General features: G+C 59.7%; 29 protein-coding genes. 17 read left to right on the forward strand and 12 right to left on the reverse strand.

Translation table 11 applies throughout. From position 1 onward, the window contains the following. Positions 1-43 precede the first annotated feature (43 nt). A complete protein-coding gene (locus KBY08_RS15495; RefSeq protein WP_011267273.1) occupies positions 44-1,051 on the reverse strand; it encodes an NADP-dependent oxidoreductase in 1,008 nt (335 codons plus the stop codon). Between the two features lie 231 nt (positions 1,052-1,282). Between KBY08_RS15495 and KBY08_RS15500 the strand changes: the two genes are divergently transcribed. Then, entirely contained in the window at positions 1,283-2,218 is a 936-nt protein-coding gene (locus KBY08_RS15500) for a S66 peptidase family protein (RefSeq protein ID WP_111522523.1), read from the forward strand. Between the two features lie 28 nt (positions 2,219-2,246). Here KBY08_RS15500 and KBY08_RS15505 read toward each other — a convergent pair whose 3' ends face one another. Together KBY08_RS15505 and KBY08_RS15510 are read right to left on the reverse strand one after the other, a co-directional pair. Beyond that, positions 2,247-3,440, reverse strand: coding sequence for a benzoate/H(+) symporter BenE family transporter (locus KBY08_RS15505; RefSeq protein ID WP_111522477.1), 1,194 nt, complete (start codon positions 3,438-3,440; stop codon positions 2,247-2,249). Positions 3,441-3,556: 116 nt separating this feature from the next. Continuing rightward, positions 3,557-4,027: a MarR family transcriptional regulator gene (locus KBY08_RS15510; RefSeq protein ID WP_024640620.1), complete on the reverse strand. Its 471-nt coding sequence runs from the start codon at positions 4,025-4,027 to the stop codon at positions 3,557-3,559. Positions 4,028-4,109: 82 nt separating this feature from the next. On the opposite strand from KBY08_RS15510, the gene KBY08_RS15515 reads away from it, so the two are divergent. From KBY08_RS15515 to KBY08_RS15525, 3 genes are read left to right on the forward strand one after another with little or no spacing between them, the layout of a single operon-like run. Then, positions 4,110-5,276, forward strand: a complete 1,167-nt coding sequence (locus tag KBY08_RS15515) for a PLP-dependent aminotransferase family protein (protein WP_225651172.1) — start codon at positions 4,110-4,112, stop codon at positions 5,274-5,276. A 39-nt stretch (positions 5,277-5,315) separates the two neighbouring features. Then, complete coding sequence (locus tag KBY08_RS15520) at positions 5,316-5,918, forward strand: glutathione S-transferase family protein (RefSeq protein ID WP_003343108.1); 603 nt, start codon at positions 5,316-5,318, stop codon at positions 5,916-5,918. Positions 5,919-5,948: 30 nt separating this feature from the next. Then, positions 5,949-6,335: a lysozyme inhibitor LprI family protein gene (locus KBY08_RS15525; RefSeq protein ID WP_024643171.1), complete on the forward strand. Its 387-nt coding sequence runs from the start codon at positions 5,949-5,951 to the stop codon at positions 6,333-6,335. A 21-nt stretch (positions 6,336-6,356) separates the two neighbouring features. On the opposite strand, the gene KBY08_RS15530 is transcribed toward KBY08_RS15525, so the two are convergent. Both KBY08_RS15530 and folE read right to left on the reverse strand, forming a co-directional pair. Continuing rightward, positions 6,357-6,734, reverse strand: coding sequence for a glutaredoxin family protein (locus KBY08_RS15530; RefSeq protein ID WP_003405811.1), 378 nt, complete (start codon positions 6,732-6,734; stop codon positions 6,357-6,359). 73 nt (positions 6,735-6,807) lie between these two features. Further along, positions 6,808-7,353 carry a GTP cyclohydrolase I FolE gene (folE, locus tag KBY08_RS15535; protein ID WP_003343112.1) on the reverse strand — a complete coding sequence of 182 codons (546 nt, stop codon included), beginning with the start codon at positions 7,351-7,353 and terminating at the stop codon, positions 6,808-6,810. A gap of 488 nt (positions 7,354-7,841) precedes the next feature. Between folE and KBY08_RS15540 the strand changes: the two genes are divergently transcribed. Further along, the gene (locus KBY08_RS15540) at positions 7,842-8,051 is read left to right on the forward strand and encodes a hypothetical protein (protein ID WP_003343114.1); all 210 of its coding nucleotides are present in this window, start codon (positions 7,842-7,844) and stop codon (positions 8,049-8,051) included. A 91-nt stretch (positions 8,052-8,142) separates the two neighbouring features. Continuing rightward, positions 8,143-8,310, forward strand: coding sequence for a hypothetical protein (locus KBY08_RS15545; protein ID WP_003405800.1), 168 nt, complete (start codon positions 8,143-8,145; stop codon positions 8,308-8,310). Between the two features lie 458 nt (positions 8,311-8,768). Here the strand turns inward: KBY08_RS15545 and KBY08_RS15550 are convergent, their stop codons facing one another. The 3 genes from KBY08_RS15550 to KBY08_RS15560 form a co-directional block, all read right to left on the reverse strand. Then, the gene (locus KBY08_RS15550) at positions 8,769-9,326 is read right to left on the reverse strand and encodes a Smr/MutS family protein (RefSeq protein WP_003405798.1); all 558 of its coding nucleotides are present in this window, start codon (positions 9,324-9,326) and stop codon (positions 8,769-8,771) included. Between the two features lie 45 nt (positions 9,327-9,371). After that, complete coding sequence (locus KBY08_RS15555) at positions 9,372-9,689, reverse strand: hypothetical protein (RefSeq protein WP_003405796.1); 318 nt, start codon at positions 9,687-9,689, stop codon at positions 9,372-9,374. A gap of 148 nt (positions 9,690-9,837) precedes the next feature. Further along, positions 9,838-10,428 (reverse strand): cysteine hydrolase family protein, encoded by a 591-nt coding sequence (locus tag KBY08_RS15560; protein WP_003315142.1) that lies wholly within the window; start codon positions 10,426-10,428, stop codon positions 9,838-9,840. 261 nt (positions 10,429-10,689) lie between these two features. On the opposite strand from KBY08_RS15560, the gene prmB reads away from it, so the two are divergent. Next, entirely contained in the window at positions 10,690-11,598 is a 909-nt protein-coding gene (gene prmB, locus KBY08_RS15565) for a 50S ribosomal protein L3 N(5)-glutamine methyltransferase (protein WP_024651614.1), read from the forward strand. A 94-nt stretch (positions 11,599-11,692) separates the two neighbouring features. Here prmB and KBY08_RS15570 read toward each other — a convergent pair whose 3' ends face one another. Together KBY08_RS15570 and KBY08_RS15575 are read right to left on the reverse strand one after the other, a co-directional pair. Further along, positions 11,693-12,496 carry a hypothetical protein gene (locus KBY08_RS15570; protein WP_024642073.1) on the reverse strand — a complete coding sequence of 268 codons (804 nt, stop codon included), beginning with the start codon at positions 12,494-12,496 and terminating at the stop codon, positions 11,693-11,695. Between the two features lie 143 nt (positions 12,497-12,639). After that, positions 12,640-13,671 carry an alpha/beta hydrolase gene (locus KBY08_RS15575; RefSeq protein WP_058822461.1) on the reverse strand — a complete coding sequence of 344 codons (1,032 nt, stop codon included), beginning with the start codon at positions 13,669-13,671 and terminating at the stop codon, positions 12,640-12,642. Between the two features lie 141 nt (positions 13,672-13,812). Here KBY08_RS15575 and aroC point away from each other — a divergent pair, with 141 nt between their 5' ends. From aroC to KBY08_RS15605, 6 genes are all read left to right on the forward strand, one after another. Continuing rightward, the gene (gene aroC / locus KBY08_RS15580; RefSeq protein WP_111522480.1) at positions 13,813-14,904 is read left to right on the forward strand and encodes a chorismate synthase; all 1,092 of its coding nucleotides are present in this window, start codon (positions 13,813-13,815) and stop codon (positions 14,902-14,904) included. Between the two features lie 30 nt (positions 14,905-14,934). Beyond that, positions 14,935-16,098: an MFS transporter gene (locus KBY08_RS15585; protein WP_111522481.1), complete on the forward strand. Its 1,164-nt coding sequence runs from the start codon at positions 14,935-14,937 to the stop codon at positions 16,096-16,098. After that, entirely contained in the window at positions 16,095-16,709 is a 615-nt protein-coding gene (locus KBY08_RS15590; protein ID WP_003405783.1) for a methylthioribulose 1-phosphate dehydratase, read from the forward strand. Before KBY08_RS15585 ends, KBY08_RS15590 begins: the two co-directional genes overlap by 4 nt. A gap of 80 nt (positions 16,710-16,789) precedes the next feature. Beyond that, complete coding sequence (locus KBY08_RS15595) at positions 16,790-17,335, forward strand: 1,2-dihydroxy-3-keto-5-methylthiopentene dioxygenase (protein ID WP_011267284.1); 546 nt, start codon at positions 16,790-16,792, stop codon at positions 17,333-17,335. Positions 17,336-17,351: 16 nt separating this feature from the next. After that, a complete protein-coding gene (gene mtnC / locus KBY08_RS15600) occupies positions 17,352-18,035 on the forward strand; it encodes an acireductone synthase (RefSeq protein ID WP_024640613.1) in 684 nt (227 codons plus the stop codon). A 254-nt stretch (positions 18,036-18,289) separates the two neighbouring features. After that, a complete protein-coding gene (locus tag KBY08_RS15605) occupies positions 18,290-19,012 on the forward strand; it encodes a helix-turn-helix transcriptional regulator (RefSeq protein WP_024640612.1) in 723 nt (240 codons plus the stop codon). 110 nt (positions 19,013-19,122) lie between these two features. Here the strand turns inward: KBY08_RS15605 and KBY08_RS15610 are convergent, their stop codons facing one another. Then, complete coding sequence (locus KBY08_RS15610) at positions 19,123-19,401, reverse strand: DUF3509 domain-containing protein (protein WP_003315128.1); 279 nt, start codon at positions 19,399-19,401, stop codon at positions 19,123-19,125. Positions 19,402-19,747: 346 nt separating this feature from the next. Between KBY08_RS15610 and KBY08_RS15615 the strand changes: the two genes are divergently transcribed. Continuing rightward, complete coding sequence (locus KBY08_RS15615) at positions 19,748-20,293, forward strand: ankyrin repeat domain-containing protein (protein ID WP_003405774.1); 546 nt, start codon at positions 19,748-19,750, stop codon at positions 20,291-20,293. Between the two features lie 100 nt (positions 20,294-20,393). Beyond that, positions 20,394-20,912 (forward strand): hypothetical protein, encoded by a 519-nt coding sequence (locus KBY08_RS15620; RefSeq protein ID WP_003405772.1) that lies wholly within the window; start codon positions 20,394-20,396, stop codon positions 20,910-20,912. On the opposite strand, the gene KBY08_RS15625 is transcribed toward KBY08_RS15620, so the two are convergent. After that, a complete protein-coding gene (locus KBY08_RS15625) occupies positions 20,909-21,835 on the reverse strand; it encodes a ZIP family metal transporter (protein ID WP_003405769.1) in 927 nt (308 codons plus the stop codon). The two genes, KBY08_RS15620 and KBY08_RS15625, sit on opposite strands and share 4 nt — an antisense overlap. Positions 21,836-21,990: 155 nt before the next feature. Between KBY08_RS15625 and KBY08_RS15630 the strand changes: the two genes are divergently transcribed. Both KBY08_RS15630 and speE read left to right on the forward strand, forming a co-directional pair. Further along, complete coding sequence (locus KBY08_RS15630) at positions 21,991-22,182, forward strand: PLDc N-terminal domain-containing protein (RefSeq protein WP_003315122.1); 192 nt, start codon at positions 21,991-21,993, stop codon at positions 22,180-22,182. A 200-nt stretch (positions 22,183-22,382) separates the two neighbouring features. Further along, entirely contained in the window at positions 22,383-23,243 is an 861-nt protein-coding gene (speE, locus tag KBY08_RS15635) for a polyamine aminopropyltransferase (RefSeq protein WP_003371548.1), read from the forward strand. Positions 23,244-23,257 lie beyond the last annotated feature (14 nt).

Consider the following 23,257-nt stretch of genomic DNA (forward strand, 5'->3'; position numbering starts at 1 on the left):
ACAGAGTGGCGAAGAGCTGTGACGCTGCGAAAAGCCCGCGGGTTTATTCCACTTTCAGGATCAGCTTGCCCTGATTCTCACCGCTGAACAGCATCTGGAAGGTCTCCGGGAACGTCTCGAGGCCTTCTACGATGTGCTCCTTGCTCTTGAGCTTGCCTTCCTTGATCCAGCCGGCCATGACCTGACCCGCTTCTGCATAGCGTTCCGGATGGTCCAGTACGATGAAGCCTTCCATGCGAGCGCGGTTGACCAGCAGCGACATGTAGTTGGCCGGGCCTTTGATCGCCTTGGTGCTGTTGTACTGGCTGATGGCACCACAGATCACTACGCGCGCGCCGACCGCCAGCTGGCTGAGCGCCGCATCGAGGATGTCGCCACCGACGTTGTCGAAGTACACGTTCACGCCATCCGGGCAGTGGCGTTTCAGACCGTCCATGACGTCTTCGGATTTGTAGTCGATGGCTGCGTCAAAGCCCAGCTCCTCGGTCAGCAGACGGCATTTTTTCGTGCCTCCCGCGATGCCGACGACCCGGCAGCCCTTGAGCTTGGCAATCTGCCCGGCGATGCTGCCGACAGCACCCGCCGCACCGGAAATCACCACGGTGTCACCGCTTTTCGGTTGGCCGACGTCCAGCAGCGCCAGGTAGGCGGTCATGCCGGTCATGCCCAGTGCCGATAGATAAAGGGGCAGGGGCGCAAGGTTGGTGTCCACCTTGTAGAAGCCCTTCGGTTCACCGGCAAAGTAGTCCTGCACGCCCAGGCGTCCCTGAACATGGTCACCTACAGCGAACTTGGGGTTTTTCGATTCTATTACTTCACCCACGCCGATGGCACGCATCACTTCGCCCAGCTCTACGGCTGGAATGTAGGATTTGCCCTCATTCATCCAGCCACGCATTGCCGGGTCCAGTGACAGGTATTTGCTCCTGACCAGAATCTGCCCGTCGGCAAGTGCGCTGACCGGGACTTCCTGATAGGTGAAGTCTTCACGGCGCGCATCGCCCGAAGGGCGTTTGGCGAGCAGGAACTGGCGGTTGGAAAGATCGGTCATGGCAGGGTCTCCTGAAAAGGGTTCAAGAATGGATTCAAACGCTCATCGCGCCATTCGGGCAAGAAGCGATCACCCAGCGAATGCCGTTTGATCCATGTGGTTGATAGGAGTACGTTGCGCCACTGGCGTTCAGACGGATCTGCGGATGAAACATTCTGACGACGGATATGGCTTGAGTCGCCCACCCTCAGTGCTCTAGATTCCTTGTTCGATCAACACTTGGAAGACATCATGCCTGCTACCTCTTCGAACACTCTCCACCCCCGGGCTCTGCGACCTGGCGACGCCGTTGCGCTGGTATCTCCGGCAGGGCCTGTGGACCCCGGCAAGATCCAGGCGGCGGTGGCGGTGCTTGAGGGGTGGGGGTTGCGTCCTCGGGTCTATCCGCATGCGCTGGGCAGCTACTCGTTCTATTCCGGGACCGATGAACAGCGGCTCGCCGACCTCAACGCCGCGCTGGCCGATCCGGAAATCCGTGCGGTCATCTGCACTCGCGGTGGTTATGGCGTGCAAAGGATTGTCCAGCAGGTGGATATGGACGCGGTGCGTTGTGACCCCAAGCTGGTGACTGGCTTTTCTGACATCACCGCGTTGCACGGTGCGCTGTGGAACCACGCGCGCCTGGCGACCATCCATGGGCCGGTCGCTTCGCAGCTGGAACGTGGTGGCCTGTTCGTCAGCGGTATGCGCCATGTGCTGATGAGCACCGAGCCGGTCTTGCTCAAGGCTGATCCGGCCTCGCCAACCGCCAGGGTAAGAACCGCTGGCAGCGCACAGGGCCTGCTGCTGGGTGGCAACCTGAGTATCCTCGACACCTCTGTGGGTACGCCGTTCATGCCTGACCTGAGCGGTGCGATCCTGCTCATCGAAGAGGTCAACGAACCTGCCTACCGGGTCGACCGCATGCTCACCCACCTGGGCAACTGCGGGATTCTTGCGTCTCTGGCCGGCATTGCCGTCGGCGAATTTACCCCTGCCGCTAACACTGGCCGCACCATCAGCCCTGCCGATGTGTTGCTGGAGCGGCTGGGCAGTCTCGGCATCCCGGTACTCGGCGGTGTGCCTGTAGGGCATGGAGATCTCAATCAGGCCGTGCCACTGGGCACTCAGGCGATACTCGATGCCGACGCCGGAACTCTGCTGGTAGCCCCCGCCGCGCGTAGCTGATGTCTCTGTCGTGCTGCTGGCGGCTGGCCTAATCGGTCTTGCGTGTGTTCAGGATCAGCAAGGTCAGCAAGCCCGCGACGATGCCCCAGAATGCCGAGCCTATGGAAAACAGCGTCAGTCCTGAAGCGGTCACCATGAAGGTGATCAAGGCGGGTTCGCGCTCCCTCGGTTCGGCCATCGCAACAGTCAGGCCATTGGTGATCGATCCGAGCAGCGCCAGTGCGGCAATCGAGAGCATCAGCTCCTTGGGGAACGCACTGAACAGACCCGCCAGGGTTGCACCGAAAATGCCGGCTATTGCATAGAAAATCCCGCACCAGATCGCCGCTGTATAACGTTTTGACTTGTCCTCATGGGCATGAGGGCTGGTACAGATGGCGGCACTGATTGCTGCCAGATTGATCCCGTGGCAGCCAAACGGTGCCGTGAGCAATGAGGCAAGACCTGTCACCGATATCAGCGGCGAGGTCGGCGGGTAGTAGCCGTCGGCTCGCAACACGGCCACACCGGGCATGTTCTGCGAGGTCATGGCCACCACGAACAGCGGGATACCGATGCTGACCGTCGCCGCCCATGAAAACTCGGGCGTGGTCCAGACCGGTATGGCGACTTCCAGCGCCAGGCCATCAAAGTTCAGCAAGCCCAGCAGGCCGGAGATGCCGATGCCGACCAGTAGCGCGAGCAGCACCGAATAGCGTGGCGACAGGCGCTTGACCAGCAGGTACGTGAAAAACATGCCCAGCACCAGGCTGGTGTGGTGCTGTGCGGCAATAAAGATCTCGCTGCCGATCCGGAACAGAATCCCTGCCAGCAAGGCCGCGGCCAGCGAGGCTGGGAGGCGCCGCACGATGCGCTCGAAACTGCCGGTCACTCCGCACAGAATCACCAGCAGCGCACTGGTCATGAATGCGCCAATGGCCTGTGGGTAGCTGACACCGCCCAGGCTGGTGATCAGCAGGGCGGCGCCGGGTGTCGACCACGCCACGGTAATCGGCATGCGGTAGCGCAGCGAGAGGCCGATGCTGCACACCGCCATGCCCATGAACAGCGCCCACAGCCAGGATGAAATCTGCACGCTGCTCAGCCCTGCCGCCTGGCCCGCCTGGAACATCAGCACCAGCGAACTGGTGCAGCCGGTCATCATGGCGATGAAACCGGCAACCACCGCCGACGGCGATGAGTCTGTCAGCGGGCGCAATGGCACCTTGAGGGATTGGTTCATGCTGGGCGTTCCTTGAAGCGGGCAGATAGCAAAGGGCGCCAAGCCTAAACGCATGGCTGCCCGGCCTTGCAATACAGCGACACGAGTAAACGCCAGCACAGTTGCAGCCGTGGCGTTTACTCGGCGTCAGCCCCGGCCGGGCAAGCGCCGGACTGCAGGGTCTGCCCCAGCGCCCGATTGACCATCAGCCAGCCGTCCACGGCATCCTGACCCGCTTCGGCGAACACCCGCTGCAGCAGTTTGACCTGTTCGCGACGCAAGCCCTGTTCAAAAAGGGCGCCTTCATCGGTAAGGCCCAGCAGTCGTTTGCGCTTGTCATTTTCGGGGACCGCGCTGTGCACCAGGTTCATGGCGATCAGCTGGCGCAGCGGAGCATTGAGGGCCTGTTTGCTCACGCCCAATACGGTGAGCAGCTCCTTGACGCTCAGGCCGGGGTAACGGGCGATGAAAAATACGATGCGCTGGTGCACGCGACTGAAGCCGCGTCTGGCCAGCATTTCATCAGCCTTGGCAGTGAATGCCTGATAGCCGAAGAAGAAGGCTTCCATGGCCATTTGTTGATTGGCAGGTTTTTTAAGGTCAAGCATGTTGACGTATCCGGGTTGATCGTCGTAATTTGAGTCAATCAGTTTGACGTATTTCCAATTGTCTCGGCTACAGGTAACTGCCATGGCTTTCTCCGAACGCGTTTCCCGTCTGAAAAGTTCTCTGATTCGCGAGATCCTCGCCGCCGCTCAGCGTCCGGAAGTGATGTCGTTCGCCGGTGGTCTGCCCGCCGAGTCGATGCTGCCCAAAGTGGAGTGGGCCGACATGCCTGTTGCGCTGGGTCAGTACGGCATGAGCGAGGGCGAACCTGCGCTGCGCGAAGTGCTGGCCGCCGATGCTCGCGCCCTGGGTATCGACTGCGATGCCCGTCAGGTCATGGTGGTCAGCGGTTCTCAGCAGACACTGGACCTGGCGGCCAAGCTGTACATCGACAAGGGCACCGAAATTCTCCTCGAGGCGCCTACTTATCTGGCGGCGCTGCAGATATTCCAGCTGTTCGGCGCCGACTGCATCACCGTGCCGCTGCAGGCCGAAGGCCCGGACCTGCTGGCCATGCGTCAGCGTCTGGAACAGCACAAGCCAGCCTTCGCCTACCTCATCCCGACGTTCCAGAACCCCTCGGCGGTGCGCTACAGCCAGGCCAGTCGCGATGCCGTTGCGGCCTTGCTCGACGAGTTCGGTGTCACCTTGATCGAGGACGAGCCGTATCGTGAACTGAGCTTTGACGGCGGCAGTGCCAGGCCGATCGTCAGCGTTTTGAAGACGGCCAGCTGGATATACACCGGCACGGTTTCCAAGACGCTGCTGCCGGGCCTGCGAGTGGGCTATCTGATCGCCAGCCCCGATCTGTTTCCGCACTTGCTGCGCCTGAAACAGTCGGCCGATCTGCATACCAATCGCCTCGGCCAGTGGCAGGCCTTGCAGTGGATTGGTACTGAGCACTATCGTGAGCATCTGGTGACGCTGTGCGAGTTTTACCGGGGCCGTCGTGATGCGTTCGAGAGTGCCTTGCAAACGCATTTTTCCGACCTGGCCACCTGGAACAGCCCGCAAGGCGGACTGTTCTTCTGGTTGACGCTGAAGCAGCCGCTGGACACGCGCACCTTGCTGGATACAGCGCTGGCGCACGATGTGGCGTTCATGCCGGGCGAACCTTTCTTTGCCGATCCGGACGCCAATCACGGTCACTTGCGGCTCAATTTCAGCCATATCGACCCTGCACGGCTTGATGAGGGTATAAAACGACTGGCGTCGGTGGTCCGCGCAGCACACCTTCTGCAGGCCGCCTGATCCAAGACGTCAACATAGACGCAGCAAGGGAGCAGTCTGATGTACAAGGTTTATGGCGATTACAACTCGGGCAACTGCTACAAGGTCAAGCTGATGCTTAACCTGCTGGGCAGCGAGTACGAGTGGGTGCCGGTGGATATTCTCAACGGCGAAACCCAGACCCCGGCGTTTCTGGAAAAGAACCCCAACGGCAAGATTCCGGTGCTGGAGCTGGAAGATGGCACTTGCCTGTGGGAGTCCAATGCGATTCTCAACTTTCTGGCTGACGGCTCTTCGTACCTGCCGAGCGAACCCAGGCTGCGTACCCAGGTGCTGCAGTGGCAGTTCTTCGAACAATACAGCCATGAGCCGTCGGTTGCGGTGGCCCGTTTCATCCAGTTCTATCTGGGCTTGCCGGCCGAACGCATGACCGAGTATCGCGCCATGCAGAAGGCCGGCTATCGCGCACTGGCGGTGATGGAGCAGCAGCTCGACCGTACGCCGTTTCTGGTCGGCGAGAATTTTTCCATCGCCGACATTGCCTTGTATGCCTACACCCACGTCGCGCATCAGGGCGGTTTCGATCTGGCACCCTACACCGGGATCCGCCGTTGGCTGGATCGGGTCAAGGCACAGCCGGGTTATATCGGTATGCTGGACTGACACATCCGTCATTTGAACAAAGGGAAATGTATGCGCGTTCCAATCGTACTGCTGGGTGCTTTCATTGCGCTGGGTATCGGCTGCTCGGCCCAGGCCGAGGACTGCGACGCCAATCAGGCCAGCATGAACCGCTGCGCTGCCAATGAGCAGGCAGCGCTCGATGCCGATCTCAACAAGCAGTACAACGCGCAGATGGCGTGGTTGAAGACCCCGGCGAAAAAGCAGGCACTCAAGGATGCGCAACGAAAGTGGATAGCCCTGCGTGACGCCGATTGCCTGTATCAGGCGGGCAAGCCCGAGGATTCAGGCTCTATCTGGCCATTGCTGCAGTCGCAATGCCTGGCCGAGCAGACCCGCGTACGAGTGAAGCAGCTGCAAGCCTATGTGGCCTGTCGCGCGGAAGGTTGCCCGCGCTGAGAGGCGCCGGGCAAACGGCGGTCAGATCGCGCCGAAGCGCTGGTTCAGGTAGTCGATGATCACCTTGGATTCATACATCCATACGGTTTTGTCACCTTCCTCGATGCGCAGGCAAGGCACTTTGATCCTGCCGCCCTCGTTGAGCAGGGTCTGGCGATCAAGCTCGTTGTTTTTCGCATCGCGCAACGCGACCGGAACATTAAGGCGGCGCAGGGCGCGACGCGTCTTCACACAGAACGGGCAGGCATGGAACTGATACAGCGTCAGGTTCTGAGCCGCTTCAGCGACAGCCGCCTGGGCCTGCGGATCACGTTTCTTCCTGCTCGGGCGAGTCAGGAAATCGATGCCGATGACGAGTTGGCCGAGGCCGACTCTTAACGCTTTCATGAACAAGGTCATACCTCTTGCGGGCGGTGGCGTGCCCAGCCGTGCGTTCAGCTTGCCTCACGGCAGGTGAACGCAGGCTGAACGATCACTTGATCAGGCTGAGAAACTCACTGCGGGTGGCCGCGTTTTCACGGAATTCGCCCAGCATCACCGAGGTGATCATGGCCGAGTTCTGCTTCTCGACGCCACGCATCATCATGCACATGTGCTTGGCTTCGATCACCACCGCAACGCCCAGCGCGCCGGTGACCTGCTGGATGGCTTCGGCGATCTGGCGGCTGAGGTTTTCCTGGATCTGCAGACGGCGGGCATACATGTCGACGATACGCGCCACTTTCGACAAGCCAAGCACCTTGCCCTGCGGGATGTAGGCCACATGTGCCTTGCCAATGAACGGCAGCAGATGGTGCTCGCACAGCGAGTACAGCTCGATGTCCTTGACCATCACCATTTCACTGGCATCGGAGCTGAACAGCGCGCCGTTGGTCACTTCTTCCAGGGTCTGCGTGTAACCGCGACACAGATACTGCATGGCCTTGGCGGCGCGCTTGGGGGTGTCCAGCAGACCTTCGCGCGAGACGTCCTCGCCCAGTTGCCCGAGGATGGCGGTGTAATTCTGTTCCAGTGTCACAGAGGGTGATTCCGTATAGGTTTCAGAGCGGTACGTTTGGGTCTGTACCGATTTTTTACCAATCGAGCTGGTGTCCCGTTTGCCGATCCCGCTCCAGTGGAGTTGGGCGATTGCGCATACGTAACCTGCGGATCTCGTCGATTGGCGATGAAAGCGAGGTTTATCCCGGCGATTGGGCACATGTTAGCGTAGGTGTGCTCGCAGTTGTACTGCCGTGGCCTCGTAATGCTTTCGCAATCAGCGCCGGTTTTTAGACTTTGCCCTGCATTGCGCTATAGCCAGGTGCTTTTCAGAGCCGCAGAAAAGCGAATGCAGGGAGCATGTGTTTTGGCTTGGGCTCTCCGACATGCGTTTCTGTTGCCTTGATTGGAGTGCTGGAATGACATATGTCGTAGCTTTTTCAAGCGTTTGCAAAGCAGATCTGAAGCGTATCCTTGCTTCATGAAGGCGGCTTGTGAGATTAAGGTCAGACTCTGATAGGAGGTTGGATGCCGAGTCAAAAGGACGAGCTGGAACTTGAGAAACTCCAGGCTGAGGTTCACAAGTTTGTGGCTGAGGCACGAAAAATGATCGCAGAGACCAATAAGCTCCAGCGCGAAACGAGCTTTTATCCATTCGTGGCGGCTGGTGGGTTGATCACCGTAATAGTTACTGCTGCCGCTTTCATTCACAAGCTCCAGGCAGCCAGTATCCAGTAGCGGACAGCGACTTGCAGCGCTTGAGATTCAGGCTGGACCAAGCGAAAGTGTGTACGCAACGCATGAATCGGCATTTCGAGAGAAGATGAGTATGAGTCACGATCAAGTCATAAAGCGGATGCGCGAAGACCTCGAGCAGTTGGGCAACGAGGTCCGCAACATGCCTGCCCATGAACCACGAAACGTTCTGGTGTCTGCTGCATCCGGTGCAGTATTTGCTCTGGTTTTTTCATGGCTTGCATTCAAGGTCTGGTTCTGAAGGCCTGCGATAGCTATGTCAGGGCAGTTAGTCGCCTGAGTCAGGTCCAAAGTCGTATGGCTTTTTTGTGTCTGGCTGGCTGTTGTTTTGTTTGCCCTGAAAAATCCGCTTTTACAGCTTTTGTATCCTCTCGCTTACACGTTGGCGACCAGATCGCTACCCACTTCCGAGGTCCATTGCGGTCTGAGTAGGCAGGTCATCAATCCATTGCCTGTCTAGAGAGTAAACCCGGATGTTGAGTCGAGTAGCAAAAATAGCGTTGTTCGCGATTGTACTGTCGTCGGTTTCCGGTTGCTGGCCGTTCTGGCCTGGTCCGGGCGGACATGGCGGCGGTGGCGGGCATCATGAGGGCGGTGGTCCTGGTCCTGGCGGTCCTGGCCCGGGTCGCTGAGTCACCAGCGGGGCGGCAACATGCAGCCCGACGACGAGTCTGACTGACTGGAAGGGCGCGGCGGGTTCTACTCGTCGCGCCCTTCCATCATGGTGCGCCTGAGGATCACGTACACCGCACCTGCACCGCCATGTTTGGCCAGGCAGGAGCAAAAGCCCAGTACCTGCGAATGCTGACGCAGCCAGGTGTTGACGTGGCTCTTGATCATCGGCCGCTTGCCGTCCAGGCGTACCGCCTTGCCATGGGTGACGCGTACGCAGCGTATTTCCAGACGGGTTGCTTCAGCCAGAAATTCCCACAGCGTCTCGCGCGCCACTTCCACGCTCATGCCATGCAGGTCCAGGCTGCCCTCGAAGCTGATCTGCCCGAGTTTGAGCTTGCGCATCTGACCTTCCTGCACACCGTCACGCGACCAGCTCAGAACATCTTCAGGACCGACGTCGATCACGAATTGATCCGACAAGCCGTCGACGGTCACCGAGTCGGTGCGCAAGGTCGCCGACTGGCGCAGGCGGGCCAGCATTTTTCGATCGGTCTTGGGTTTGCCGACATCGGCGTGTTCATGCTTGAGCGGCTTGACGCCACGTGTCTCGCTTCTGAACAGGGAAAAATCGTCGTCTTGCATGGGGCCTCCGCGAAGGAGGCCATTCTAACCGGTCCGGCGAGAGGGTCAGTTGTGTTTTTTCATCAGATGCGAAGAGATACTCAAGCCGCCAGCACTGCGCTGACGACGGCAGCGGCGCCATAGCCAGACACCCATGTACAGCACCAGCAATCCGCCGATGGCGACAAACGCCGCGCCGCCGGGACTGGCGTTGAGTTCACCGAGCATCTGCGGATGAACCGTGAGGCTGGATGCACCGGCAATCGTCAGCAACAGGCCCGCGACCACAAGGAGCAGTGCGATCAGCGTGCCGATGCGTTTGCCCCAGTTGCCCTGACCCCTGGGGCGCAGGCGACGTGCATCGAAACCATCTGACGTTTTCATGCCTTTTCCTCAACAGGTATCAGCTCAATGGAGTATCGGCGCTCTGACCCGGGGAAGGAGGGGTGGTTCCCGCCTCCGGGACGATCCATGACGGCACAGGATGGGCGGTTATGTGAACGCTGTCACACGCTTCCTCGCCTGTGTCGCGTCAGACAAGATCTTTGGTCAGTGCCAGGGTGGCGAAGTTGTCGGCCATGATTGCCATCTCGGTTCGGTGCACGACCTCTGCGCTGACCACGCCGTGCGGGCTCGGCAGGTCGCGGGTTGCGCAGGCATCGTCGACCAGGGTGCAGCGATAACCGTAGTCCTTGGTGGCGCGAACCGTGGTGCTGATACTCGAATGACTCATGAAGCCACAAACGATCAGGTCCAGGTGCCCCAGACTCTGCAGCAGTTCATGCAGCCCGGTGCCATTGAAGGCATTGGGCAGGCGCTTCTCGACCAGATGTTCATCGCCCTGCGGCAACAGCTCCGGCACCAGTTCACCGCGCTCGCCATGGGGGTCGAACGGGCCGCCCACAGTGCCCAGATGGCGGATGTGAACGATCGGGCACTTGACCGCACGTGCCTTCTCGACCAGCCGGCCGATGTTGGCCATGGCTTCTCTGACGCCGGTCAGGGCCAGCGGGCCGCGGAGGTATTCTTTTTGCGCGTCGATGATGATCAGCGTCGCGTTACTCAGATGGGCGGGCGCATGCACCCTGCCACTGAGTTGAAACATGGTCTTTAAATCGGACATTCACGGGCTCCTTGGTGTGGGGCTTTTGCGACATTGTCCTCTGGCTGAAGCGTTCTGGGAATGGCAACCATCGCAGGCCACGGTTTTTATGGCCTGCAGGGCAGTTGCAGGAGGGGGTGGCTGGCGGTTTGCCTTGATGGCGGTAGACGAATCATGGAAACTTCCCCGCCTATCGGGTACGAAGAATGCACGTTGTTCGTAACCAGACTGTTCACCGAGGCTCGTCTTACAGCAGTTCGTTGCCTTTCAAGGAGTTTGTCCATGATCACTTCCCGTCTGCGTACCGTGCGCGACCATATACGCTGGGCCGTCAGCCGCTTTCACGAGGAAGACGTATTTTTCGGTCATGGCACCGACAATGCCTGGGATGAAGCACGGCAACTGGTGCTGGGCGCACTGCACCTGCCTTGGGAAATTGCCGACAGCTACCTGGATTGCCGTATGGAAGTCGATGAAATATCCGAACTGCAACGCTTGATCAAGCGTCGCATCGATGAGCGTGTGCCAACTCCTTATCTGCTGGGCGAGGCCTGGTTCTGTGGCATGTCGTTCATTGTCGATGACCGCGTCTTGATCCCGCGTTCGCCCATCGCCGAGCTGATCGAAGAGCGTTTCGCCCCCTGGCTGGCCGACGAGCCGGCGCGGATTCTCGACCTGTGCACAGGCTCCGGTTGCATCGGTATCGCCTGCGCCGAGGTGTTTCCCGAAGCCGAGGTGGCCCTGGCCGACCTGTCCTACGACGCACTGGAAGTGGCCAATCAGAACATCGAACGTCACGGCATGGAGGATCGCGTCTACACCGTTCAGGGCGACGGATTCGACGGCCTGCCGGGTCAGCGCTTCGACCTGATCGTGTCCAACCCGCCCTATGTGGACGCCGAAGACTTTGCCGATATGCCCGACGAGTATCAGCATGAGCCGGAGCTGGCGCTGGCCTGTGGCAGCGACGGTCTGAACCTGGTCCGCCGCATGCTCGCCCAGGCCGCCGATCATCTGAACGAGAAGGGCCTGTTGATCGTCGAGGTCGGCAATAGCCAGGTGCACGTGCAGGCGCTGTACCCGGAGGTCGATTTCGCCTGGCTGGACTTCCAGCGCGGCGGGCATGGTGTGTTCATGCTCACGGCAGAACAGTGCCGCGACCATCAGGCACTGTTCCAGTCGAAGGTTTGAGCTCAACAGCCGCGATAAGCGGCTGAGGCTGAGACAAAAGGGAGGCTGATATCAGCCTCCCTTTTTTATTTTAACGGCTTTATCGGCGCGTCTCTTATCGGTGCGTTGCGATCCAGATCAGCAGCCCGGCCTGGAACACCGCGAAGGTCACCAGACAGGCAATCGTGAAGCGCAGGCCGCTGTCTTCACGCTTGTATTTGCTGACCCGGTCTTCATGCTGGCGAATCGTCACTTCCTGCTCGATCAGATTTTTCTCGGCCTTTTCCAGCATCTGCGAGGCTTCGAGAATCTCGATGATCTGCACCTTGTCGTTGTTCCAGGTGCTGTGCAGGTTGCCGACGTGTACATCCTTGATCGCGCCTTTCATGTGCTGGGCATCGGCATACGTCACTTCAAAGCCCAGCGTGCGCAGAAAGTGATCGCGACGCAGACGTGTGTCTTCGTTCAGACCGTCCTTGCTGGCCAGCGCCACGCCTTCAATCTTGTAGGAAGACCATCTTTTCTGCGCCCAATGCACCGCATGAGCAATCATGAAGCGTCCGATACCGCGGTTCCATGGCTCGATCTGCAAGCCTGACTCGGGACCGAAGCGCACCATGCGTTTTTCGTGGTCGGCCCAGATATCCAGATGGTTCTGTTCCTTGCGCACCCGCTGACCTGGCAATTGCACCGTGATGCGCAGCAGGCTCAACGCCTTGCTGTGCCGCTCGGCACGGCCGAACTGTACGAAGCGCAGAGGGCGGCCGCCGGTCGCGCGGTCGGTGGGCAGCGGCGACAGACGCAGCATCTGAAAGCTTTCGGGCAGAACGTCTTCCCACGGCTGCGGGGGCACCGGCACTGCGACTTCTGCGCTGGCCGGTTCTGCGGGGGTTTCAGTCATGGTAGTTGCGTCTGTCATAAGGGTGTCCTTTCCTGGGCCTTGCCCCGGAGCACGTTCGCCGGGGCATAAAGGTGCCGAAACACTAAGGTGCCGGAACACAGGGCCAGCAAATCGCTATCGGCCAGATTCGCCAGGACTGAAGGGCTTTTGACTAACGCGCGTCAGATCTTTTTCCCGGGTGTGGCATCCGGGTGAGGCAGCGCCTTGATGAAGCTCAGGATCCGCTCGGTCACTTCACTGGCCAGCGGCTGGGTCGGATTGCGGTAGGAGAGCAGTTGTTGCTGCAAATCGTCCGGGACGATGCGCAGCACATGATTCATGCCGTCGATCAGGGACAGCTGTGCATCCGGCTTGGCCTTCTGCAACAGCAGCGCATCACCCACACCGACCTGAATGTCGTTGCGACCCTGAACGATCAGCGCCGGAATGTGCAAGGCACCGAAAGCCGCCGCCGGGTCCTGGCGGAACAGCGAGATCAGGTACGGCTGGACACTGGGGCGGAACACCACTTCCAGCTCGGCGGGCACGTTGTCATCGGTCTTGCCGGCCTTGAGTTCGTCGAGCAACTGATCGCTGCGCTGCAGCAGGTCCGGTGGCAGGCGCTCCTGAAACTGTTCGCGCAGCACCTGATCCACCGGTCGCCCGGTGCCGGCCACGGAAATCAGCGCCGCTGCACCTACCTTTTCAGCCGCCAGCGTCGCCACCAGCGCACCTTCGCTGTGGCCCAACAGAATCAACTGGCCCAGGCGCGGGTTGGCTTTCAGCGCTCTGGCCCAGAGCTGCACATCGGCCACGTAGCGCTCGACGCTCAGGTTGCGTTCATCCGGCGTGACCGCCTTGCTGGCCGCGACGCCGCGTTTGTCGTAGCGCACGCTGGCGATATTGTTGCTGGCCAGGATCACCGCCAGGCGTTTCATGCTGTCGTTGCGTCCACCCTCCGGGTTGTTGCCGTCGCGGTCGGTGGGGCCGGAACCGGCGACGATCAGCACCACCGGCACCGGTTTGTCGGAACGCGGCATGAGCAGCGTGCCGTACAGCTTGCCGTTCTCGGTATCCACGCTTATCGGCCGCTGCACCGTACCGGGCGCCGCAGCGCTGGCGGTTGCGGCGGCCAGGCTCAGGATCAGGGTTATCGGCAGGGCCAGCAGACGCAGCGCGTTGGGAACTCGAAGCAGGGAAATACCGGATAACATCGCAAGGCCATCATTGGGGGAGTCACGCTTGGACGCACGCGGTGACAGAAGGTTCGAGGATGAACTGAACCGCGAGCCTGCGTATACTGGCGCGCTTGGTTTAACGATCTGGTTTTTTGGCTGATTTTTCGGAGCGCCCGCATGTCCGGCAACACTTTCGGCAAGCTGTTCACTGTCACCACCGCCGGCGAAAGCCACGGCCCGGCGCTGGTCGCTATCGTCGACGGCTGCCCGCCGGGGCTGGAGCTGGACCTGCAAGACCTGCAGCGCGACCTGGACCGGCGCAAGCCGGGCACCAGCCGCCATACCACGCAGCGTCAGGAAGCCGATGAGGTCCAGATACTCTCGGGTGTCTTCGAGGGCAAGACCACCGGCGCGTCCATAGGCCTGCTGATCCGCAACACCGATCAGAAATCCAAGGACTATTCGGCGATCAAGGACCTGTTCCGCCCGGCCCACGCCGATTACACCTATCACCACAAGTACGGCATCCGCGACTACCGCGGTGGCGGACGCAGTTCGGCAAGGGAAACCGCCATGCGTGTGGCTGCGGGGGCCATCGCCAAGAAGTATCTGGCAAGCCAGGGCATCGTCATTCGCGGCTACATGAGCCAGCTTGGCCCGATCCAGATCCCGTTCAAGACCTGGGATTCGGTAGAAGACAACGCGTTTTTCTGCCCCGACCCTGACAAGGTGCCGGAACTGGAAGCCTACATGGACCAGCTGCGACGTGATCAGGACTCGGTCGGTGCGAAAATCACCGTGGTCGCAGACGGGGTAATGCCGGGTCTCGGCGAGCCGATCTTCGATCGTCTGGACGCTGAGCTCGCGCACGCGCTGATGAGCATCAACGCGGTCAAGGGTGTGGAAATCGGTGCCGGTTTCGACTGTGTTGCCCAGCGCGGCACCGAGCACCGCGACGAGATGACGCCACAGGGTTTCCTGTCCAATCACGCGGGCGGCATTCTCGGCGGCATTTCCTCCGGCCAGCCGATCATCGCGCATCTGGCGCTCAAGCCGACCTCCAGCATCACCACGCCAGGGCGTTCGATCGATGTCGATGGCAACGCCGCCGATGTCATCACCAAAGGTCGGCATGACCCGTGTGTCGGCATCCGTGCCACACCGATTGCCGAGGCAATGATGGCCATCGTTCTGCTCGATCACCTGCTGCGCCATCGCGGTCAGAACGCCGACGTCAGCGTCAACACACCTGTGCTGGGGCAGGTGTAATGCACGCCGTCACGGTTGCGGATTGCTAGCGTGGCGCAACCTGGCGGCGGACAGCTGCCTTACTGGCGGCTGTCCGGGTTCTACGTATGCTATTTCGCCTTGCTGGGCCTGTCGGCGCCGTTCATAGCCCTTTACCTGCATCATCTGGGTTTTTCCAGCGCACGGATCGGCGAGCTGGTCGCCATTCCCATGCTGATGCGCTGCGTCGCGCCCAATCTCTGGGGGTGGCTGGGTGATCACACCGGTTGGCGTCTGACCATTGTGCGGTCTGGCGCCATCTGCACGTTGCTGGCGTTTTCGCTGATTCTGGTCGAAAAAAGCTATGCCTGGCTGGCGATGGTCATGGCGCTCTATGCGTTCTTCTGGCACGCCATCCTGCCGCAGTTCGAAGTCATCACCCTCGCGCACCTGCAAGGCCAGGCCTCGCGTTACAGCCAGGTTCGGCTGTGGGGTTCGATCGGTTTCATTCTGGCCGTCGTGGTGCTGGGGCGGGTGTTTGAATGGTTCAGCCTGGACCTGTTCCCCTACATCGCGCTGACGATCATGTCCGGTATCGTTATCAGCAGCTGGTGGGTGCCGAATGCGCAACCCTCACCGTCGAGCCGCGAAACCGGGTCGGGCGGCTTTCTCAGGCAACTGGCGCGCCCCGGTGTATGGGCGTTCTACCTCAGTGTTGCGCTGATGGTGCTCAGCCATGGGCCGTATTACACCTTTTTGACCCTGCACCTCGAAGCGCTCGGTTACAGCCGCGGCCTGATCGGCCTGCTATGGGCGGTCGGCGTGGTGGCTGAAGTGCTGATGTTCATGGTCATGAGCCGGATTCTGCAGCGCTTCACCGTGCGCCAGGTACTGTTCGCCAGTTTTCTGCTGGCCGCACTGCGCTGGCTGCTGCTGGGGCTGTTTGCCGATCACCTCACCGCGCTGCTGATTGCCCAGGTGATGCACGCCGCCACGTTCGGCAGCTTTCACGCCGCTGCCATTCATTTCGTGCAAAGTAGCTTCGGTCCGCGTCAGCAAGGTCAGGGGCAAGCGCTTTATGCTGCCTTGTCCGGGGTCGGCGGGGCGTTGGGCGCTCTGTATTCCGGTTACAGCTGGAACGCGCTGGGGCCGACCTGGACCTTTGCCATCGCCAGCCTTGCAGCCTTTGCCGCTGCCGTCATGATTGTCACACCCAAGAAAGAGGAAGGTGTATGAGCCGCGAACAATTGAGCCTGGAAATCATTGAGGCCGGGCGTTTTCTGTACGGCCGTGGCTGGTCGCCTGCCACCAGCAGCAATTATTCTGCGCGCCTTTCTGCCAGTGAGGCGTTGTTGACCGTATCCGGCAAGCACAAGGGCCAGTTGGGCCCTGACGATGTGCTGGCCACCGATCTGGCTGGCAACAGCCTGGAGCCCGGTAAAAAGCCGTCTGCCGAAACCTTGCTGCATACCCAGTTGTACAGCTGCAGGCCGCAAGTCGGCGCGGTGCTGCACACCCATTCGGTGAACGCGACCGTGTTGTCGAGGCTGACCACGGCCGATCATCTGGTGTTCGAGGATTACGAACTGCAGAAGGCCTTTAGCGGCGTGGTCACTCACGAGTCGCAGGTCGTGGTACCGATTTTCGACAACGATCAGGACATTGCCCGTCTCGCGGCAAAGGTGCAGCCTTGGCTGGACACCCATCCCGAGTGCGCCGGCTACCTGATCCGCGGTCATGGCCTCTACACCTGGGGGGCTAAAATGAGCGACGCCTTGCGCCAGATCGAAGCGTTCGAGTTCCTGTTCGAGTGCGAACTGAAAATGCGCGCGGTAATGAACCGCTGACAACGTCTTGCCAAACCAGTCTGTAAGCCTGACCGGCCTGTAAAAGCCGGAAGGCGTTGCACCAAACCGAGGATTCACGCATGAGCAGCCTGTCCGTTTATCACGTTTCAAGCCCTGATATGCCCAACAAGGTGCTGACCCATCTGGAAGACATCGCGTCGACACTGGCCGAGCACGGCGTGGCGTTCGACCGTTGGGAAGCCGCGACGCCGATCACTCCCGGTGCCAGTCAGGAAGAGGTGATCAGCGCCTATCGCACGCAGATCGACACGCTGATGACCGAACGCGGTTATGTCACCGTGGACGTCATCAGTCTCAACAGCGATCACCCGCAAAAAGCCGAATTGCGCGCCAGGTTTCTTGAAGAGCACCGCCACGGCGAAGACGAAGTACGCTTTTTCGTCGCCGGGCGGGGCTTGTTCACCTTGCACATCGACGACTATGTGTACGCCGTGCTGTGCGAAAAGAACGACCTGATTTCCGTACCGGCCGGCACGCGGCACTGGTTCGATATGGGCGAAAACCCGCACTTCGTGGCCATCCGCCTGTTCAACAACCCGGAAGGCTGGGTGGCCAATTTTACCGGTGAAGACATTGCCGGCCGTTTTCCACGGCTGGAAGACTGACAGGAGCCCGATTCTGATGCCCATCAAAGCTATCCTCACGGATATCGAAGGCACCACCAGTGCAGTGAGTTTCGTTTTCGACGTGCTGTTTCCGTTCGCCAGAAAGCACCTGCCCGCATTCGTTCGCGAACATGCCGAGCAACCGGCCGTGGCGCAGCAGTTGCAGGCGGTGCGCGACCTGGCCGGTGAGCCGGACGCCGATGTCGAGCGCGTCATTGCACTCCTGCTGGAATGGATCGCCGAGGACCGCAAAGCCACACCGCTCAAGGCCCTGCAGGGGATGGTCTGGGAGCAGGGTTACAACGCCGGACAGCTAAAGGGGCATGTTTATCCGGATGCTGTCGATGCCTTGAAACACTGGCATCAACAGGGCTACCGGCTTTACGTTTATTCCTCGGGCTCTATTCAGGCTCAGCAATTGATTTTCGGCTGTTCCGAGGCGGGCGATCTGTCCGGCCTGTTCAGCGGTTACTTCGATACGACCTCCGGCCCCAAGCGCGAAGCGCAGTCCTACCGGACGATTGCCCAGGCAATGGACTGTCCTGCCGGGGACATTCTGTTCCTGTCGGATATCGTCGAAGAACTCGATGCCGCACAGGCCGCCGGCATGGCCACCTGTGGTCTTGCGCGTGATGGCGGGGCACTTGCCGGGCACCGGTATGTGACCAGTTTTGCGCTTATCGACCCAGCCGCTTTCTAGAAGACTCCCGCCTGCTGTGCGCGGCATCGTCCTGATGCCGCTGCATTGAAAACTGCCTGCCGCAAGGCTCACGCACTACGTCTGTAGGACTTTTCCTGCTTTCTGGTGAGCTGTTGCCGGGTTGAAAGTGCGTTGAATCTGTTTGTTCTGTTCGCCGTTTTTCAACGTGATTATTCGTGTAAGTTCTGCGCCATCGCCAACGGGGTCACGGACAACACCTGTACCGATTCACGGGCGAACAAGGAGCGGCAGCGATGTGCAGTGCCATGACAGAAAGCGCAACCAGGGACTTATTGATACAGCAGATGGTGAGCACGATTACCGAGCTCGATGGGCAGACCGCCATCGAAAATGCACTCGAGTGGTTACGGCGCGAATGCAACAGCGAGCGCGCGATGTTCTTTCAGTTCAAGGGGCCGCTGTTGCTGACGTTCATCACCTCCAACGTCGACGAAGCGTGGGGCGATGCCTACCGTCAGCACGATCTGATCATGCAGGACCCGGTAATCCGTTGTTATCGCAATCAACTGGGCTTCCTTAACTGGCAGGATGCGTTCAGGCAATACCCGGTATCCGCCTTTTATGACGAGCTGGTCGATGCCTGTGAACTGCTTCCGGCCATCTCCTACGGCTACACCAATCATTGCCGCGGTGCCGACAGCGTGACATCGGTGTGTAGCCTGGGCGAAGTGGCGCGGCCCATCAGCGCTGAACAAAAGTACCTCATGAGCAGTCTCATGCCGGTGCTGCACAGTGTCGCGCGGGGTCTGAAGTTCTGTTCGCGCGGTCTGACCCATCGTGAGCTGGAAGTCTTGCAGTGGGCCAGAGACGGGAAGACGGCCTGGGAGATCTCGATGATCCGCGACGTGTCGGAGTCGACGGTGAAGTATCACCTCAAGACCATCTACTCCAAGCTCGGCGTTGCCAACAGGGCACAAGCGGTGGGCGAAGCACTGTGTCGTGGCCTTATCAGATAGTCGGCGGACAAAACGCAGGCAAAAAAAAGCCGCGAGAACAAGGTGTAATCGCGGCAAACAAGGGATGAGAGAGCGTACAGCGGGTGCCACCCAAGAGGGTGGCGGGCAAATCAACGTGTGTGATACGTCGGCAGATCAAAACGGTGCTGGCTTTGCAGCATCGAGATGGCTGGCAACTCGCTGGCTTGTGCAGCCAGGTCACGGCGGATGGCACTGATTACCCATTCCAGTTGAACCGGAGTGTGCAACTGAGCATAAGAGACTGAGCGACGGATCTGCTTACCATCCTGGGTACGCAGTGACAACAGAACACCACCATCGGGACGCGGTTGAGTGGTGACGGTGTAGTCGGAGAATACGGAAGCGAATTTTTCTTGAATAAAAGTCATGTGAGGCGGCTCCATTGCTCATGGGATAACAAGCTTGCAAGTACTATTGCAGTGTCTGTGCCAGACTTTACTTGAGATTTAATCCTTTAAAATCAATAACTTGAAATATCTCTTGTTTTCAGGCTTCGTGCATTTTGCATGAACGCCCGTCGTGCGCCCTGCATTTTGCCGTTTCTTGCACGATGGGCATCGGGCAGAAGGGCGATTGCATGCATTGCGGCGATCATGAGCAGGCATTGCGCATGGGGATCGATGCCAATCGAACAGCTGGCGAGAGTTGAGGTCAGTGTGTTTATCGATGCCGGGTCAACGCATACCCGGAGTACCGTGCGCCAAGGAGTAGTTAATGACCGATACAGATATCAGCGCTTCGAAAACCATGACTGAAGACGAAGCTGCCGAGTTCGCCGAGCAGGTATTCGATGTGGCTCGCCAGGGGAATGCCGTCATGCTCGAGCGTCTGCTTGAAAAGGGCCTGCCGGCAGATCTGCGCAACCACAAGGGCGATACGCTGCTGATGCTGGCCAGCTATCACTGCCATGCGGATGCGGTCCGTGTGCTGCTGAACCACAAGGCTGATCCTGAAATCCGCAACGATAATGGCCAAAGCCCCATCGCCGGCGCAGCGTTCAAGGGCGATCTGGCAGTGGTCAGGTTGCTGGTCGAGGCGGGTGCCGATATAGACGGTGCCTCTGCTGATGGGCGTACCGCATTGATGATGGCAGCGATGTTCAATCGCAACGAAATAGTCGATTATCTGATCAGTCAGGGCGCGGACCCGCATGCCACCGATGCCAAGGGCATCACTGCACTGGGCGCCGCTCAGGCAATGGGCGCGACCGTCACCATCGAGCAGTTGAGCAAAATGGGCGTGCAGCCAGCCCGGTCCTGACGGCGAGTGCATTGACCGCAAGGCATGAACACATAGAGGCGCGATGGATTTACCGTTATCCTTCGCGCCTCTTTTTTTGCCCGCTATCAGGATCGCCCCCATGAAAGACTCACTGGTCGAATTAATCAGCAAAGTCAGCTCCGGCTGCATGGGCGACGATGAGATCGTGCATATCGCCGATGAAGCCGCGCAGGCGTATGCCGATCCGCAGGCATTTCTGGCGGCCAACCCTGATATCAACTACGACGATACATTCCCGATCCCGCTGGGCGAGTGGGTCGTGGTGGGCAGCCTGCCGGAAACCGTACTGTTCCAGGCCGACAGCTACATGGACCTGTTCGAGCAGATCGTGCAGTCGTTTGGCAAGGACGTGACCTTCAACATCAAGCCCAGGCAGCTGGCCAAGGTAGAGCCGCTGGTCGCGCTCAATCGCATTCAGATTCAGTTGAGCAGCATGAACAAGGAGATGGGCGGCTATGTGCTGATGAACTTCAGCCAGCCACTGGATGACGAGTTGCAAGCGGTGCTGGTGTATGGCCGTGACGAAGCACGCGTAGTCGAGCTGGCAGCAACGGCCGGCATCCATGCCGCACCTGCACTGCAAGCCTTGCGCGGTTAGCCCAGCGCCGTATCGAGAAACATCATCACCGCAAAGCCGCCCATCAGGCCCAGGGTTGCCGAGGTCTGATGGCCATTGCGGTGGGTTTCCGGGATGACTTCATGAGAGACCACGAAGATCATCGCGCCTGCCGCCAGCCCCATGCTCAACGGGTAGGCGATGGCAAAGCCGCTGGAGATGCCCAGGCCCACCAGTGAGCCCAGCGGCTCCATGAGGCCGGAACCGATGGCCACCAACATCGCCTTGAAGGCCGACAGTCCGGTCGCACGCAGGGCCAGCGCAATGGCCAGACCTTCGGGAATGTCCTGAATGGCGATGGCCGTGGTCAATGGCAGGCCGACGTTCATGTCGCCGCTGGCGAAACTGACGCCAATCGCCATGCCCTCGGGCAGGTTATGCAGGGTGATCGCCAGCACGAACAGCCAGACCCGACTGATTCGATCCGAATGAGGCCCCTGGCGGCCTACGCTTTCATGTTCGTGCGGGGTGAACCTGTCCAGCCCCAGCATCAGCAGCACCCCCAGCCCCAGGCCGGCGACAACCGTCGCAGCTGCCCACGGCCCGCTGTCGGTAATGTCCCGGGCGGCTTCCAGGCCTGGAAGAATCAGCGAGAACGAACTGGCCGCCAGCATCATCCCCGCAGCGAACCCGAGCATGATGTCCTGAGCGCGTTGCGAGACGTTGCGCAGGGCAACCGCCATCACTGCGCCTAGCGCCGTCGCCAGAAAACCAGCGATACCGCCCAGCAGGGCGTGATTGAAGTTGACCTGACTGGTGCCATAGAAGGCGTTGTAAAGGCTGATGCCACCGAGGCCGACGACGATCAGCAGGGCGAGGGCGAAGCCCAGGCTTACCAGCGGGCTGCCCTGAAGCTGGTTTAACCAGGCCGCCCAGGGCGTTCGGGATGATGCGGGCGTAGGCATTGATAGGGCTACCTTTGTAAAGGGGGAGAAGCAAGGGTGACTGAAATATAAAGTCGACCCCGTCTGGGAGCCCGAGAATATAAGGTTGGTTCAACGGAACCCCCGAACGGCGCGACTATCCTAGGAGGGTAAGCATTTAATTTAGGGGCAACACCATGGGTTCTAGCTTCAACGGCCTGGTCGGCTTGATCATTCTGGCGCTCGATATCTGGGCCATCATCAACGTCTTGAAAAGCGGTGCCGAGACGGGCAAGAAAATCCTTTGGGTATTGCTGATCGTACTGCTTCCCGTGGTGGGCCTGATCATCTGGGCAATCCTCGGGCCGCGTGGTAACGTACGCATGTGATACGTCCATACGCTGGGCAAATAACGCTTGATTACCTTGGGTAGTCAGGCGTTTTTCGTTTCATGCGGCGGGCATTTGCAGCGGCAATGCCACGCCAGGCTGCATAGAGGTTCGACCTGTCATGTTCCTCGACGTAGAATGCGCGCCTTTGTTGTGGGCGGTCGGCCGTCCTGTCATCAGTACCCAGCGGGAGCTTACCCATGAGCGATTATCAGGAAACGTTATACGAAGGCTACGGCCAACGCTTTCGTATGGAAAAAATGCTTCACGAAGTACGTACCGATCACCAGCACCTGGTTATCTTCCAGAACCCGCGCATGGGCCGCGTCATGGCGCTGGACGGCGTCATTCAGACCACCGAAGCGGACGAATTCATCTACCACGAAATGCTCACCCATGTGCCGATTCTGGCGCACGGTGCAGCCAAGCGCGTACTGATCATCGGCGGTGGCGACGGCGGCATGCTGCGTGAAGTCGCCAAGCACATGAGCGTCGAACATATCACCATGGTCGAGATCGATGCGACCGTGGTCGAGATGTGCAAGGAATATCTGCCCAATCATTCCAGCGGTGCCTTCGACGATTCGCGTCTGAACCTGGTGATCGACGACGGCATGCGCTTCGTCGCGACCACCGAAGAGAAGTTCGACGTGATCATCTCCGACTCCACCGATCCGATCGGCCCGGGTGAAGTCCTGTTCTCGGAAAACTTTTATCAGGCCTGCCATCGCTGCCTCAATGAAGGCGGCATTCTGGTCACCCAGAACGGCACGCCTTTCATGCAGTTGAGCGGTGTGCAGACCACGGCCGGGCGCATGAACGGTCTGTTTGCCGACTGGCATTTCTATCACGCAGCGATCCCGACCTACATTGGCGGCGCAATGACTTTCGCCTGGGGTTCGACCGACAAGAGCTATCGCAAACTGCCGCTGGAAACCCTGCGTCAGCGTTTCTCGGGCAGCGGTATTGTTACGCGTTATTACAATCCGGAAGTCCACATCGGCGCATTCGCCTTGCCACAGTACGTTCTGCAGGCCGTAGGCAAGGCCAGCAACGACTGATGAGTCGGTCCGGC

This window comes from Pseudomonas sp. P135, from assembly GCF_020312125.1.
GTDB classification, from domain to species: Bacteria; Pseudomonadota; Gammaproteobacteria; order Pseudomonadales; family Pseudomonadaceae; genus Aquipseudomonas; species Aquipseudomonas fragariae.